Raw genomic sequence first — 13712 nt, 5'->3', positions numbered from 1 at the left:
CATGCGAAACCTCAATGCAGAGAACATCACGGACGCCGTGATCGAGCAGTTCGCCGGCTGCAGTGACGAGCGCCTGAAGAGCGTGCTGAACAGCCTGGTGACCCACCTGCACGCCTTCATCCGTGAGGTGGAGCCCACCGAACAGGAGTGGACCCAGGCCATCGACTTCCTGACCCGCACCGGCCAGATGTGCGACGACAAGCGTCAGGAGTTCATCCTGCTCTCCGATACCCTGGGCGTGACGATGCTGGTCGATGCCATTAATCATCAGACCTCGGATCCCATGGTGTCGGAAAGCACGGTGCTGGGCCCCTTCTATGTGGCCGACCCGCCCGAGGTCGCTCAGGGCGAGTCGATCGACTGGAACGTCGAGGGCGAGCCCTTCTTCGTGGAGGGGCGAGTGCATGACGGGCGCGGCGAGCCGCTGGCCAATGTCGTCATCGATGTCTGGCAATCGGACAGCGAAGGGTTCTACGACGTCCAGAAGGAGCTCGAGAGTGCCTCGCTGCGGGCCAGGTTCACCACTGACGACCAGGGGCGCTATGCCTTCTGGACGGTGACCCCCTCACCCTACCCGATTCCCACCGACGGCCCGGTCGGCAAGATGCTGGAGGTCACGGGGCGACATCCTTACCGGCCCGCCCATGTGCACTTCATGCTGATGGCCGAGGGCTACGAGACCCTGGTGACCCAGGTCTTCGCCGAGGACGACCCCTATCTCGATTCCGATGCCGTCTTCGGCGTCAAGGATTCCCTGGTCAGGGAGTATGAGCTGCTGCCACCGGGAAGGGCACCGGATGGACGGTCGATGGAAGTCCCCTTCCGCCATCTGAAGTATGACTTCGGCCTGAAGACGAGCCGCTAGTCCCATCGCAAGACGAAGCCAACCAGCAACAACCACCCAGCAAGAGGAAAGCGATATGACTGTCATCGATAACCATGCGGTCGAGACCTTGTTCACCGAGGCACGTACCCACAACGTGTGGACGGATCAGGACGTGAGCGAGGAGAAGCTGCGCGAGCTGTATCACCTGATGCATTTCGGCCCGACCTCCATGAACTGCCAGCCCCTTCGCGTGCTCTTCCTGAAGAGCCAGGCGGCCAAGGAGCGCCTCAAGCCGGCGCTGCTTCCCGGCAACCAGGAGAAGACCATGAAGGCGCCCGTGGTGGCCGTGCTGGGCTACGACACCGAATTCTACCAGCACCTTCCGCGGATGTTTTCCCACAACAAGGACGCCAAGTCGCTGTTCGAGGGCAAGACCGACTTCATCAATACGACGGCGTTCCGCAACAGCTCCATCCAGGGGGGCTACTTTATCCTGGCCGCCCGCGCCTTGGGACTGAATGCCGGGCCGATGTCTGGCTTCAACAATGCGGCCGTGGATGAGGAGTTCTTCCCCGATGGACAGGTGAAGAGCAACTTCCTCTGTAACCTGGGGTACGGCGATGCCTCGGCGCTCTTCCCGCGCCAGGACCGCTTCAAGTTCGAGGAGGTTTGCGACGTCCTGTGATGTGGCCTTCCGGGAGGCGACTCCCTGACATCCCATGAGGCGTTCCCTTCATGGGCGGCAATGTACTCCTCCGATTGGGCCGTGATCGTCACGGCCCCTTTTTATATCCGGTCAGAGAGCAGGGGCCTGCATGGTGTACGACTGGCAGTTCATTGTGTTGATCATCATCGCCGTGCTGATTACCGGCATATCGAAATCGGGCTTCGCCGGCGGCGTCGGGGTGGTGGCGGTGCCGCTGATCTCGCTGAAGGCCAGCCCGGCCTTCGCCGTGGCCGTCATGCTGCCGCTGCTGATCGTCATGGACGTCTTCAGCCTGAAGGCCTGGTGGCGCCACCGTGTGGGGTCCGTTCTGTGGCTGATGTTTCCCCCGGCGGTGCTGGGCGTGGCGGTCGGCTACCTGACCTATGGCCGCTTCGATGAGGAGCTGCTGAAGGTGCTGCTGGGGGTGTTCTCGATCCTGTTCGGCCTGTGGGGACTGCTCAAGCCCTTCCGCGGCCGCGTCATGCCGGTCTGGGTCGGTGGGCTGAGTGGCGGTATCGCCGGCTTCACCAGCTTCATCGCCCACGCCGGGGGGCCGCCACTCAACTTCTACCTGCTGCAGTGCCGGCTCACCAGGGAGCAGTTCCTCGCCACCGCCGTGGTCTTCCTGGCCGCCACCAACCTGGTCAAGCTGGTGCCCTACGGCCTGCTCGGCCTGCTGAATGTGGCGAACCTCACCATCGCGCTGCTGCTGATCCCGGTGGCCTGGCTGGGGGTGCGCCTGGGGCTGGTCATTCAGAAGCGGCTGAGCGGTGAACTCTTCTTCCGGGTCATCCTGAGCTTGCTGATCCTGCTGGGCATCCGGCTGATTATCGACGGCTGGGGATAGCCGCGTTGGCGTCGCGTTTGCTGCCAGGCGCAAGGCGGCGCTATCGTGGTGCACTACCTTCTCCCTGCCCCGAGGCGAACATGAGCGACCTCCCCGACGAGCGCCATCCGGAGGGTCCCTATGACCAGCTGTCGCAGAGGCCGATGCCGAAGCTCTCCAATACGGAGTTCTCGCGCTTCATCGACTTCATCGAGAAGTTCGAGGGAGAGACCGAGCAATCCCTCTCCATGAGCCACGGTTACCGGGAGATGCGCATGATGCTCCATCTCATGCGCAACCACCTGGCCGGCCGACTGACGACGCCCACGTCACTCGCGGATGCCTCGGGGCTCTCCTATGGCACCGCCAAGCGCGGGATCGAGAGCATCATCAAGCGCGGGTTGATCCTTTCACGCCCCAGAACGAAGTCGGGAAAGACCGTATCGCTGCACCCCTCGCCCATGATGATCGACGAGTGGGAGGCCTATGCGCACCGGATCAAGGGCCTCCTGGGCCCCCTGTTTGGCGTGGACCCGGCGTCGGATTCCGGTCGACGCATCTTCCTCGACGAGGCCGCGGCGGATTGCGTGATCTCACCGCCGGCGGTGCTTTCGGCACGGCTCGAACTGAAGGGCGGGTTGCGTGGACTCATCCACGCCGATCCCACCTTCATGGCGATGCATAACCTGAAGCAGCAGCTGGAATCGATCTTCGGCCTCGAGATCCACAACTCTGCCAGGTCGATCGACGACCTGCTCGAGGCGATCCTGACCAATGCCGGTCGCTCGAAGTCTCGCTATGATCTCGTGGCCTGCGATCTCCCCTGGTTCGGCGAGTTGGCGTCGAAGGGGATTCTGCAGCCCCTCGACCACTTCATTCGTCGCGATGCCTACGACCTTTCTGACTTCCACTCGGTTGCCGTTCAGAGCACGCAATACGCCGGACAGCAATACGGCATTCCCCTGCAGACCACGCCGGAGCTGCTCTGTTACCGGAAGGACATATTCGAGCAGGCACAGCTCGAGCCCCCGACGACGACCGAGGAGCTGATCAAGGTGGCCAGGCAGTTGCATGATCCTGCCAGGGGGCGCTATGGCATCGCCTGGAATGCCGCGCGAGGCACGCCGCTGGGACACACCTTTAGTTTTCTGATGGCCAAGTTCGGTCAGCCGATCCTCAATCTTCGCCGCTGCGAGGGTGGCTATGACTTCAAGCAGGCGTCCGGGGAGGAGCTGCGGCCGATGTTCCAGACGGATGCGGCCTATCGGGCCTGCGAATATATGCTGGATATTCTCAAGTACTCACCCCCTAACATTCTCCACATGGCGTGGTACGAGCGAGCCCAGTCCTATGCCGCCGGCGAAGCCTGCATGGCCTACTGCTATACGCTGCTGGCCCCGCTCATCGAGTTCGACCGACAGTCACCGGCCTGGGGAAAGACCGGTTATCTGCCGCACCCGATCGGCAACCATGGCCGTCTGATCACCCCGATCGGGGGCTATGCCCTGGCCATTCCGGCCAACCTATCGGAGGAACGGGTCGAGGCGGTCTGGACGGCCCTTCGTCACCTGACCTCGGCCAACATGTCCAAGCTCTACATCCTCAACGGCAGCCTGGTGACCCCGCGCTTCAGCGTCAGCCAGGACCCGGAGGTCTCGGCACTGTCGCCGCTGATCGAGATCGTGGATGACATGGCGAGGAAGGAGATCCTGCAGGCCTGGCCGCGTCCCCCGGTGCCGGGCATCACGGACGTGATCAGTATTGCCGGGCATGAGATCTTCGAGGTGCTGGACGGGCGGCGCTCCATCAAGAAGGCCCTGTCCATGGCGCAGGACAGGGCCGATCGGGTGATGCGCGACAGGGGGTTCTACTGAGCCACCAGTCGGCTTGCCGCTGGCATCACTGCATGATCATGCCGCCGTCTATCATCAGCAGCTGGCCGGTCATGTAGTCCGATTCCGGGCTGGCCAGGAAGGAGGCGGTTCCCACCACGTCTTCCGGGTAGGAGTAGCGCTTCATCAGGATCATCTTCTCGGCGAGTTCGTCCATGGACTGGCCCTGCTTGTCGAACTTGCCGATGCTGACCAGGTCCTTGTCGAGCTGCTCCCACAGCTCGGTACGCACGACGCCGGGGCCATAGCCGTTGACGGTGATGTTGTGGTCGACCAGCGCTTTGGCGCCACCGTTGATCATCGCCAGGACGGCATGCTTGCTGCAGGCATAGGGCACCACATCATCGAAGGCCTGGCGCGACAGGATGGAGCCGACATTGAGGATCTTGTAGGGGCCGTTCTCCTTGCCCTGCTCGATCATCTGCTTGGCGGCTTCCTGCATGCCGATCAGGCACCCCAGGGCATTCACATCCATGATCTGGTGCCAGTTCTCCTCGGTGATATCGAGGAACATCAGCGGCTTGTTGATGCCGGCATTATTGACCATGACGTTGAGGCTGCCGAAGGCATCGACGGTGGCCTTCACGGCGGCCTTCATCTGGTCGCGTTCCGTGACGTTCAACTTGACCGCGATGGCCTTGCCGCCATCCCTGTCGTTGATGCGCTTGGCGACTTCCTCGCATCCCTCGATGTTCAGGTCCGCCACGCAGACATTGGCACCCTGCTCGGCATAGTGTTCGGCAACAGCCGCGCCCATGCCGCGCGCCGCACCGGTAATCAGGCAGTTCTTTCCTTCGAGTCGAGTCTTGTCCATGGTGTCACCTCGGAAATCTTGTTGTGGGTCTCTCCATAGCGCCGCTGATCTGATGACCGCTTTTTGGGGCGCGTGGAGACTGGGGCTACAAGGAGTCTTGTCACGCGTTAATCCGCGCGAACGAAACGTCGTGTGTCCTTGCTGATCCGTATTGTCTTCAGGCCAGCCTGGCAATGACAGTTGCCGCTGAGGCCAATATGACCAGATTGGATTTTTCCGAGGGTGCTGCGTCATGCGCAGGCAGCCTGCCGAGCAGATGGCCACTGTCTTGCAACCCCTGGGGGGGGAACTGACAATTGCCAGGCTGCCAGGGACACCCACTGGCTGATCTCTTGAACCCCATCGACAAATGATTAAGGAAGACTGCCAGATGAGTCAGTGCAAGGTACTGGTACTCCACGGCCCCAACCTCAACCTGCTGGGCACCCGGCAGCCCGAGATCTATGGCCATGAGACGCTGGATGACATCAACAACGCCCTCTACGAGCAGGCGGCGCTGGGGGGCTGGGAGATTACCTGCCGGCAGAGCAACCACGAGGGCGAGCTGATCGACCTTATCCAGGCGGCTCGTCTGGATGGCACCGCGGCGATCATCATCAACCCGGCGGCCTATACCCATACCTCGGTGGCGATCCTGGATGCGCTCAACGCCTTCGACGGCACGGTGATCGAGGTGCACCTCTCCAACGTGCACCGGCGCGAGAGCTTCCGTCACCACTCCTATGTCTCGCTGCGGGCCGACGGGGTGATCGCGGGCCTGGGGAGTCGAGGCTATGTCAGCGCCCTGGAGGCGGTGATGGTTTCTGGCGGGGTGTCAGCCTCCTGACAGCCGGCGCTCAGGCCGGCAGCAGGCCAGTGCGAGCCGCGATGAAGCCGGCACCGATCAGCAGGAAGATCGGCAGCGTGATCGCCAGTATCTCTAGCACGTCACCGTCCTTGGGGTGGCAGGGGGGATCAGCTGACGCTGGCGCGGATCTGTCGGGCCTTGTCCTGCAGCAGCGGCAGGTACTGGCGCATCAGGGTGTCGAAGTCGATCCGAGCGGCATTGGTGCTGATGTTGATCGCGCCCAGCAGCCGGCCGTTGGCATCGAAGGCCGGCACGGCCACCGAGCGCAACCCGGAGTCGAGCTCCTGGTCGGCGATGGCGTAGCCCTGCTGGCGCACCTCGAGGATGCAGCGCCTGAGCTCGGCCTTGTCGGTGATGGTCTTTTCGGTATGCGGCTCGAGGACCACCCGCGCCAGAAAGGCGTCGAGCTCGGCATCCGGCAGCTGGGCCAGCAGCACCCGCCCCATGGAGGTGTGGGCCGCCGGCAGGCGCGTGCCCACCGAGAGGGTGATGGCCATCAGCCGGTGGCGTGACGAGGAGCGCGCCACATAGGTGACGTCGTCGCCGTCCAGCACGCCCAGCGACGAGGACTCGCCACACTCGGTGGTGATGTCCTCGAGAATCTGCTGGATCACGCTGCGGTAGTTGTTGGCCGAGAGGAACGCATAGCCGAGGTTCAGCACCTTGGGGGCCAGCTCGAAGTGACGCTGCTGCTTGCGGACATAGCCCAGGGCATGCAGGGTCAGCAGGAAGCGTCGCGCCCGGGCACGGTTCATGCCGGTGCGCGCCGCCACCTCGCTGAGCGTCATGCGCGGGTGGGCCTCGTCGAAGGCCAGGATGACTTCCAGTCCGCTGGCCAGGGCCGTGACGAAGTCGCGGTCATCTGGTGTCAGGGTCTCGTCTTGCATGGGCACGTCATCCGCTAATGGTCCTGTGGAGTGGTGGGGTCACGGTGCCTCAATCTACCATGATGTTCGAGATGCGAACACTTGTGCATCCGGCTCTAAAGGAATTGACGGCCGGTCGCGGCGGGCGTATTTTGTTCGTAATGCAAACCGATGTTCACACAGCGAACAGTTTGCGGGCCAGCCAGCTTCCTAGTCGGTGGCCTCCCGAACGCCAGCACACCGGCGACGAACAGGAGAAACTCCATGAGCGACGTATTCCTCTGTCATCCGCGGCGCAGCGCCGTGGGGCGCTTCGGCGGCTCGCTGGCAAGTGTCAGGCCCGACGACCTGTCGGCCGCCATCTTCCAGGCGGTGCTGGCCGAGGCCCCCGGGCTCGACCCGGCGGCCATCGACGATGTCTTTATGGGCTGCGCCAACCAGGCCGGCGAGGACAACCGCAGCGTGGCGCGCATGTCGCTGCTGCTCGCCGGCCTGCCGACCTCCGTGCCCGGCACTACGCTGAACCGCCTGTGCGGCTCCGGCATGGACGCCGTGGGCACCGCCTTCCGCGCCATCAAGGCCGGTGAGATGGCGCTGGCCCTGGCCGGCGGTGTGGAGTCGATGTCCCGCGCCCCCTACGTGATGGGCAAGGCCGACAGCGCCTTCTCCCGCGGCCAGAAGATCGAGGACACCACCATCGGCTGGCGCTTCATCAACCCGCTGATGAAGAAGGCCTACGGCGTGGAGTCCATGCCCGAGACCGCCGAGAACGTGGCCGACCAGTTCAAGATCTCCCGCGAGGACCAGGACGCCTTCGCCCTGCGCTCCCAGCAGAGGGCCGCCGCCGCCCAAGAGGCCGGCCGCTTTGCCGAGGAGATCACCGCCATCGAGATCCCGCGTCGCAAGCAGGCGCCGCTGGTGTTCGAAACCGACGAGCATCTGCGCGAGACCACGCTCGAGATGCTCGCCGGCCTGCCCACCCCCTTCCGCGAGGGCGGCAGCGTCACCGCCGGCAATGCTTCCGGGGTCAACGACGGCGCCGCCGCCATGCTGGTGGCCAGCGCCGCGGCGGTGGAGCAGCATGGCCTGACGCCCATGGCGAAAATCCTCGGCATGGCCACCGCCGGGGTCGAGCCGCGCATCATGGGCGTCGGCCCGGTGCCGGCGGTGAACAAGCTGCTCGCGCGCACCGGGGTCTCGCTCGACGAGATCGACGTGATCGAGCTCAACGAGGCCTTCGCCGCCCAGGCGCTGGCCTGCATGCGCGACCTGGGGCTCGAGGACGATGACCCGCGGGTCAACCCCAACGGCGGCGCCATCGCCCTGGGCCATCCCCTGGGCATGTCCGGCGCGCGCCTGCTGCTGACCGCGGCCCACGAACTGCACAAGAGCGGCAAGCGCTACGCCCTGTGCACCATGTGCGTGGGCGTGGGGCAGGGCATCGCGACGCTGATCGAGCGGGCGTAAGGGCCCGCGGCACCGCCCTTGAGACGCATCCATACTCTCCTAACGAGCCCTTAGGCCTAACGCGAGGTTCCCATGTCAAATCCCTGTATTATCTGCGTTGCCATCACCGGCAGCCTGCCACGCAAGGAAAACAACCCGGCGGTGCCGATCACCATCGAGGAACAGATCGAGAGCACCCAGGCGGCCTTCGAGGCCGGGGCGGCCATCGCCCACTGCCATGTCCGCAACGAGGATCAGACCCCGACCTCGGATCCCGAAAAGTTCGCCCGCCTGCTGGAAGGCCTGCGCAAGCACTGCCCGGGGATGATCGTCCAGCTGTCCACCGGCGGCCGTTCCGGTGCCGAGCGTGAGCGCGGCGGCATGTTGCCATTGAAGCCCGACATGGCCAGCCTGTCGGTGGGGTCCAACAACTTTCCCACGCGCGTCTACGAGAATTCCCCCGACCTGGTGGACTGGCTCGCCGCCGAGATGCTGACCCATGACATCAAGCCCGAGATCGAGGCCTTCGACCTGTCGCATATCCATCAGGCGGTGAACCTGATGAAGCAGGGCAAGATCAAGGCACCTCTCTACGTCCAGTTCGTGATGGGCGTGAAGAACGCCATGCCGGCCGACAAGCCGACCTTCGACTTCTATATCGAGACCCTGGAGCGTCTGGCACCGGGGTCCCAGTGGTGCGGGGCCGGGGTCGGCGCCAACCAGCTGGTGCTCAACGAGTGGTCGATCGCCGCCGGAGGCCACACGCGCACCGGCCTCGAGGACAACGTCCGCTGGGACAAGGAGAGCCTGGCCCCCTCGAATGCCGCCCTGGTCGAGCGGGTGGCGGCGCTTTGCGAGAAGTATGAGCGCCCGGTGGCTACCTGGCAGCAGGCTCGCGAGATCCTCGGTCTTAGGATGGCCTGATCGGCCAAAGGCCGGCGACAGCGGGACGATCATGACAAGGGGCCGGCATCCGATGGATGCCGGCCCCTTCCTCTCTAACGGTCATCGGCGCGCTGTCCTTCGCCCTGCGGCATCGGTCATGGCGCGGCATAGGAGCGCCGGGACGCAAGACGCAGGCCCCCAGGGGCAAGCCCTTCCGGCAGGCGTCTCCGTCAACGGTGATCGGCGTCCTTCTGCTCCTCGTCCCTGACCTCGTAGTCGCCCTCCAGTACCTGCTGCTCGCGGTAGCGGCCGTCGGCGTCGCGGCTCTCGCGATAGTGGGTCTCGCGGTAGTGGACGCTGCCGTCCACGTCCTCGGCCCGGTCGGCGCGCATCTTCTCCATCTGCTTCTTCATGCGGTGGCGCAGGAAGGGCATCATCGCCCAGCCGATGAGCAGGAAGAACAGCCCCAGCACCATGGCGACGATCATCATGGCGCCGAACAGCAGCCAGGTGAGCAGCAGCTTCAGGCCGCTCAGGGGGCCGTCGGCGCGGGTCTGGCGGGCACGCGACTGCCACTCTCGGGCGGCGCGCCAGGCGGCATTCTGCTGTGAATCGCGGCGCGGGTCATGGGGATCGGGCATGCGGGACTCCGGTGTCTCTGAAGGGGCGCCGGCCCGGCCGGCGCCCCGTGAATGACTGCCCCTTGGAAAGCGCAACGGGCGCTTCGTTCCGAGGCGGGGTCAGGATGCGATCAGCCGCCACAGGGCGGCGGTCAGGATCCCGGCGGCGATCGCCGGTAGCGGCTTGCGCAGCACCAGCATCACTCCCGCCGTGGCGACCAGGGCCATCCGGGCCCCGCCGTCGCCGTTCACGGCCATGGGGGTGATCACCGCCACCAGCACCGAGCCGGCCATGGCGTTGATGAAGCGCTCGACCCGCGGGCCGATGGGCACCCGGGCCATCACGAAGACTCCGCCGGCGCGAGTCAGGTAGGTGACCAGCGCCATGATCAGGATCGCCAGCAGCACGCCGCCGTTGGCGGCCGTCAGGGTCATGGGGGCGTCTCCTTGCTTGCGGGGGGCAGCAGCAGGCCCACCACGCCGCCCGCGAGCGCGCCGACGATCACGTGGGCATGGGGTGGCAGCCAGGCCATCGCCGCCAGGGCCGCCAGGGCCGCGGCACCCCAGGGCAGCAGCACGCCGAGGTCGCGCTTGTCGCCCACCAGCATGGCCAGCAGGAAGCAGCCCATGATGGCATCCAGCCCGAAGCGGTCGGGTTCGCTGATGCCGCTGCCGAAGGCCACGCCGAGGCCGGTGCCGATCATCCAGGTGGACCACAGGGCCAGGCCCCCGCCGACCAGGATGCCCAGCCGGGCCGCCGTGGTTTCCCCGGTCATGGCCATGGCCCAGTTGGCGTCGCTGAGCAGCAGCAGGCTGGCGTAGCGGCGCCCGCTGGGCAGGTCACGCAGGTGCGGGTAGAAGGCGGCGCCCATCAGCAGGTGGCGGGCATTGATCGCCAGGGTGATGGCCACCAGCGGCAGCAGCGGGATGGTATCGCCCCACAGCTCCAGGGTCGCGAACTGGGCCGCCCCCGCGAACACCAGGCCGCTCATCAGCAGGGTCTCGGCCGCGGAGAGCCCCTGCTGCAGGGCTGCCACCCCGAAGGCCAGCCCGAAGACGATCACGAACAGCGACAGTGGCGCCATGCGCCGGAAGCCGTCGACGAGATGGCCAGGGGTGGGTCGCGAGGTGTCGGGTGGGGTCATGAGCGCCACATTTCGGCGACGATCTCGTAGCTTCGCAGCCGATCCTCGGCGTCGTAGACATCCGTATTGAGCATCAGCTCGTCGGCGCCGGTCAGCTCCAGGAAGCGCTCCAGGCCCTCGCGCACGGTCTCGGGCCCGCCGATCACCGCGGCGCCCAGGAACTGCTCCACCTGGGCCTGTTCCCGGGGTGACCAGTCCAGCGCCTCCACCGGCGGCAGGGCCTTGGTGCGCTGGCCGCGGATCATGCCCAGGAACTTGCGGCGGGCGGTGGAGGCGAGGTAGTCCGCCTGGAGGTCGTTCTCGGCGGCGATCACCGGCAGGCCGACCATGGCGTGTGGCCGGTCCAGCACCGCCGAGGGCCGGAAGTTGTCGCGATAGAGCCTGAGTGCCTCGAACAGCTGGGCCGGGGCGAACTGGGCGGCGAAGGCGAAGGGCAGCCCCTCCCGGGCCGCCAGGCGGGCGCTGAAGTCGCTGGAGCCGAGCAGCCAGAGCGGCACCTTCGTGCTCTGGCCGGGCACCGCCCGTACCCGCTGGCCCGGCCGCTCGTCATCGAGGTAGCCCTGGAGCTCGGCCAGTCGCTTCGGGAAGTCATCGACTCCGGCGTAGGGGTCGCGGCGCATGGCGGCCATGGTGGGGCCGTCGGAGCCCGGCGCGCGCCCCAGGCCCAGGTCGATGCGCCCGGGATAGAGGGTCTCCAGGGTGCCGAACTGCTCGGCCACCACCAGCGGCGGGTGGTTGGGCAGCATGATGCCGCCGCTGCCCACCCGGATCCGCTCGGTGGCCCCGGCGATATGGCCGATCAGCACCGCGGTCGCGGCGCTGGCGATGCCCTCGATGCTGTGGTGCTCGGCCAGCCAGTAGCGCGTGAAACCGAGCCGCTCGGTGAGCCGGGCCAGCGTCACGCTCTCCCGGAAGCTGTCGGCGGCGCTGCCGCCCTCGCGGATCGGGGCCAGGTCGAGCACGGAAAGCGGCGTGTCGGCGAGTCGGGACATGTCGTGGAGAACTCCGGAAACAATTAGCCTGCTGAGTTTCTACGCCTGCTTCACGGGGGCGTCAATGTCCTGCCGTAACGGCCGCTATCCCGGCTCTGATAGCATGGCCACCGATCGAACACACGCAGCGAGGAGTCGACGATGGCCAGTCATGGCGGACAGCGCGTCTTTTACGTTTCACTGGGCATCACCCTTGCCGTTGTTATCGGAGGGGCGGCGTTCCCGGAGGCGATCGGCGATTTCGCGGAAGTTGCCCTCGATGGCACGACGCGCCTGTTCGGCTGGTTCTACCTGTTCTCGTTGTTCAGCGGGGTGGTCTTGCTGGGATGGCTGGCCCTGAGTCGCTACGGCAAGATTCGCCTGGGGCCGCAGGACAGCCGGCCGGACTACGGCTTCTTTTCCTGGATCAGCATGCTGCTGGCCGCGGGTTTCGGCGTGGGGCTGGTCTTCTACGGCATGGCCGAGCCCATGACCCATTACATCGATCCGCCCTACGGGGATGTGCCCGCCGAGACCGTCGAGTCGGCGCGCCATGCGATCCAGTACAGCTACTTCAACTGGGGGATCCACCAGTGGGCGGCCTTCTCGGTGGTGGGGCTGATCATCGCCTACTTTCAGTTTCGCAAGGGGCAGGCTGGCCTGGTCTCCTCGGTGCTCTCCTCGGTCACCCCCAAGGAGGCGCGGTATCGCTCCAGCATCGGCTGGCTGGACGTCTTCGCGGTGGTGGCCACTGTGATGGGCGTGGCCACCTCCCTGGGGCTGGGCGTGCTGCAGATGAATGGCGGGCTCAACGCCGTCTTCGGCCTGCCCGAAAATACCCTTTGGCAGTTCATCATCCTGTTTGCCTTGTTCCTGGCCTACATGGCCTCGACCTGGGCGGGCCTGGACCGGGGGATCCGACGTCTCTCCAATCTCAACATGATTCTCTGCATAAGCCTGATGCTCTATGTGCTGGTGACGGGCCCCACGGTGGCGATCCTTGAAACCATCATGCTCGGGTTTGGCGACTACCTGCAGAACTTCATCGGCATGAGCCTGCGCACCACCCCATACAGCAACGATGCCTGGGCGCAGGAGTGGACGCTCTTCTACTGGGCCTGGGCCATTGCCTGGTCGCCCTTTGTCGGCACCTTCGTGGCACGGGTCTCGCGCGGACGCACCATCAAGGAGTATGTGGTAGGTGTCCTGCTGGTGCCGCCGCTGCTGGCCTGCCTGTGGATCGGCGTGTTCGGCGGTGCTGCCATCAACATGGAACTCGGCACCGACGTGGGCCTGGCCGCGGCCACCCAGGACAACATCACCGTGGCCCTGTTCGAGATGTTCGAGCTGATGCCCTTCTCCGGGGCGCTGTCGGTGGTGGCGATGCTGCTGATCTTCATCTTCCTGGTTACCTCCGCGGACTCCGCCTCCTATATTGTGGCGCAGATGACCGACGCCGGCTCCATCAACCCGCCGCTGTTCAAGCGGGTGACCTGGGGCGTGCTGATCGCAGCCATCTGTCTCACGCTGATCACCGCCGGTGGCCTGACCGGGCTGCAGTCGGCCTCGGTCCTCGCGGCGCTGCCGTTCTCCCTGGTGCTCTATGGCATGGTGGTCGCGTTGATTCGCACCCTTCAGCGCGACCATCGAGCGCTGCTGACCCAGCTCTATCGCCGTCACGGCGAGACGCCGGTGGGGGCAGATGCCTTCGAGGCCGAGTCCCTGGGCGAGGCAGAGAGTCGTCGCCTGGCGGCGCCCGGCAGGATCAAGCGGCGCATTAAGCGCTGAAGCGGGGTATCGGTGGCGATCGTGGCTGATGGTGGTGGCCAGTCACCGCGGCAGGCCGTAAGCTCAGGGAACAATGGTGA

At 65.6% G+C, this 13712-nt stretch carries 14 protein-coding genes; 8 read left to right on the top strand and 6 right to left on the bottom strand.

The genetic code is table 11. The features are described 5' to 3' along the window. The first annotated feature begins 1 nt into the window (after nucleotide 1). The 4 genes from M8009_RS17615 to M8009_RS17600 all read left to right on the top strand — a co-directional run bounded on the left by M8009_RS17615 (nucleotide 2) and on the right by M8009_RS17600 (nucleotide 4232). On the top strand, nucleotides 2-865 hold the full coding sequence (locus tag M8009_RS17615; protein WP_250063572.1) for an intradiol ring-cleavage dioxygenase: 864 nt from the start codon (nucleotides 2-4) through the stop codon (nucleotides 863-865). 55 nt (nucleotides 866-920) lie between these two features. After that, nucleotides 921-1511: a malonic semialdehyde reductase gene (locus tag M8009_RS17610; protein WP_250063570.1), complete on the top strand. Its 591-nt coding sequence runs from the start codon at nucleotides 921-923 to the stop codon at nucleotides 1509-1511. 130 nt (nucleotides 1512-1641) lie between these two features. Continuing rightward, nucleotides 1642-2379 carry a sulfite exporter TauE/SafE family protein gene (locus M8009_RS17605; RefSeq protein WP_250063568.1) on the top strand — a complete coding sequence of 246 codons (738 nt, stop codon included), beginning with the start codon at nucleotides 1642-1644 and terminating at the stop codon, nucleotides 2377-2379. A gap of 80 nt (nucleotides 2380-2459) precedes the next feature. Further along, nucleotides 2460-4232: an ABC transporter substrate-binding protein gene (locus M8009_RS17600; protein ID WP_250063566.1), complete on the top strand. Its 1773-nt coding sequence runs from the start codon at nucleotides 2460-2462 to the stop codon at nucleotides 4230-4232. Nucleotides 4233-4257: 25 nt separating this feature from the next. On the opposite strand, the gene M8009_RS17595 is transcribed toward M8009_RS17600, so the two are convergent. Further along, the gene (locus M8009_RS17595) at nucleotides 4258-5064 is read right to left on the bottom strand and encodes an SDR family NAD(P)-dependent oxidoreductase (RefSeq protein ID WP_250063564.1); all 807 of its coding nucleotides are present in this window, start codon (nucleotides 5062-5064) and stop codon (nucleotides 4258-4260) included. Between the two features lie 370 nt (nucleotides 5065-5434). On the opposite strand from M8009_RS17595, the gene aroQ reads away from it, so the two are divergent. After that, nucleotides 5435-5890 carry a type II 3-dehydroquinate dehydratase gene (aroQ, locus tag M8009_RS17590; protein WP_250063562.1) on the top strand — a complete coding sequence of 152 codons (456 nt, stop codon included), beginning with the start codon at nucleotides 5435-5437 and terminating at the stop codon, nucleotides 5888-5890. 128 nt (nucleotides 5891-6018) lie between these two features. Here the strand turns inward: aroQ and M8009_RS17585 are convergent, their stop codons facing one another. Then, a complete protein-coding gene (locus M8009_RS17585; protein ID WP_250063560.1) occupies nucleotides 6019-6798 on the bottom strand; it encodes an IclR family transcriptional regulator domain-containing protein in 780 nt (259 codons plus the stop codon). A 243-nt stretch (nucleotides 6799-7041) separates the two neighbouring features. Between M8009_RS17585 and pcaF the strand changes: the two genes are divergently transcribed. Together pcaF and M8009_RS17575 are read left to right on the top strand one after the other, a co-directional pair. Further along, entirely contained in the window at nucleotides 7042-8244 is a 1203-nt protein-coding gene (gene pcaF, locus M8009_RS17580) for a 3-oxoadipyl-CoA thiolase (RefSeq protein WP_250063558.1), read from the top strand. A gap of 72 nt (nucleotides 8245-8316) precedes the next feature. Beyond that, on the top strand, nucleotides 8317-9147 hold the full coding sequence (locus tag M8009_RS17575) for a 3-oxoadipate:acetyl-CoA acetyltransferase (RefSeq protein ID WP_250063556.1): 831 nt from the start codon (nucleotides 8317-8319) through the stop codon (nucleotides 9145-9147). Nucleotides 9148-9338: 191 nt separating this feature from the next. Here the strand turns inward: M8009_RS17575 and M8009_RS17570 are convergent, their stop codons facing one another. From M8009_RS17570 to M8009_RS17555, 4 genes are all read right to left on the bottom strand, one after another. Next, entirely contained in the window at nucleotides 9339-9749 is a 411-nt protein-coding gene (locus tag M8009_RS17570; RefSeq protein ID WP_250063554.1) for a hypothetical protein, read from the bottom strand. A 99-nt stretch (nucleotides 9750-9848) separates the two neighbouring features. Then, complete coding sequence (locus M8009_RS17565) at nucleotides 9849-10163, bottom strand: AzlD family protein (protein WP_250063552.1); 315 nt, start codon at nucleotides 10161-10163, stop codon at nucleotides 9849-9851. Beyond that, nucleotides 10160-10873 (bottom strand): AzlC family ABC transporter permease, encoded by a 714-nt coding sequence (locus M8009_RS17560; RefSeq protein ID WP_250063550.1) that lies wholly within the window; start codon nucleotides 10871-10873, stop codon nucleotides 10160-10162. The genes M8009_RS17565 and M8009_RS17560 overlap by 4 nt, the downstream gene beginning before the upstream one ends. Continuing rightward, entirely contained in the window at nucleotides 10870-11865 is a 996-nt protein-coding gene (locus M8009_RS17555; protein ID WP_250063549.1) for an LLM class flavin-dependent oxidoreductase, read from the bottom strand. Before M8009_RS17555 ends, M8009_RS17560 begins: the two co-directional genes overlap by 4 nt. A 141-nt stretch (nucleotides 11866-12006) precedes the next feature. On the opposite strand from M8009_RS17555, the gene M8009_RS17550 reads away from it, so the two are divergent. Beyond that, nucleotides 12007-13632, top strand: coding sequence for a BCCT family transporter (locus M8009_RS17550; RefSeq protein WP_250063548.1), 1626 nt, complete (start codon nucleotides 12007-12009; stop codon nucleotides 13630-13632). Nucleotides 13633-13712: the final 80 nt, after the last annotated feature.

Origin of the sequence: Halomonas gemina (genome assembly GCF_023554995.1) — a bacterium.
Classification (GTDB): Bacteria; Pseudomonadota; Gammaproteobacteria; order Pseudomonadales; family Halomonadaceae; genus Halomonas; species Halomonas gemina.
Note: the sequence above shows the minus strand (reverse complement) of the source record. Positions and strands in the feature narration are given on the sequence as shown.

Coding starts and splice junctions, on each gene's coding strand:
- M8009_RS17615 (WP_250063572.1), top strand. CDS start 2: ATGCGAAACCTCAATGCAGAGAACATCACGGACGCCGTGATCGAGCAG.
- M8009_RS17610 (WP_250063570.1), top strand. CDS start 921: ATGACTGTCATCGATAACCATGCGGTCGAGACCTTGTTCACCGAGGCA.
- M8009_RS17605 (WP_250063568.1), top strand. CDS start 1,642: ATGGTGTACGACTGGCAGTTCATTGTGTTGATCATCATCGCCGTGCTG.
- M8009_RS17600 (WP_250063566.1), top strand. CDS start 2,460: ATGAGCGACCTCCCCGACGAGCGCCATCCGGAGGGTCCCTATGACCAG.
- M8009_RS17595 (WP_250063564.1), bottom strand. CDS start 5,064: ATGGACAAGACTCGACTCGAAGGAAAGAACTGCCTGATTACCGGTGCG.
- aroQ (WP_250063562.1), top strand. CDS start 5,435: ATGAGTCAGTGCAAGGTACTGGTACTCCACGGCCCCAACCTCAACCTG.
- M8009_RS17585 (WP_250063560.1), bottom strand. CDS start 6,798: ATGCAAGACGAGACCCTGACACCAGATGACCGCGACTTCGTCACGGCC.
- pcaF (WP_250063558.1), top strand. CDS start 7,042: ATGAGCGACGTATTCCTCTGTCATCCGCGGCGCAGCGCCGTGGGGCGC.
- M8009_RS17575 (WP_250063556.1), top strand. CDS start 8,317: ATGTCAAATCCCTGTATTATCTGCGTTGCCATCACCGGCAGCCTGCCA.
- M8009_RS17570 (WP_250063554.1), bottom strand. CDS start 9,749: ATGCCCGATCCCCATGACCCGCGCCGCGATTCACAGCAGAATGCCGCC.
- M8009_RS17565 (WP_250063552.1), bottom strand. CDS start 10,163: ATGACCCTGACGGCCGCCAACGGCGGCGTGCTGCTGGCGATCCTGATC.
- M8009_RS17560 (WP_250063550.1), bottom strand. CDS start 10,873: ATGACCCCACCCGACACCTCGCGACCCACCCCTGGCCATCTCGTCGAC.
- M8009_RS17555 (WP_250063549.1), bottom strand. CDS start 11,865: ATGTCCCGACTCGCCGACACGCCGCTTTCCGTGCTCGACCTGGCCCCG.
- M8009_RS17550 (WP_250063548.1), top strand. CDS start 12,007: ATGGCCAGTCATGGCGGACAGCGCGTCTTTTACGTTTCACTGGGCATC.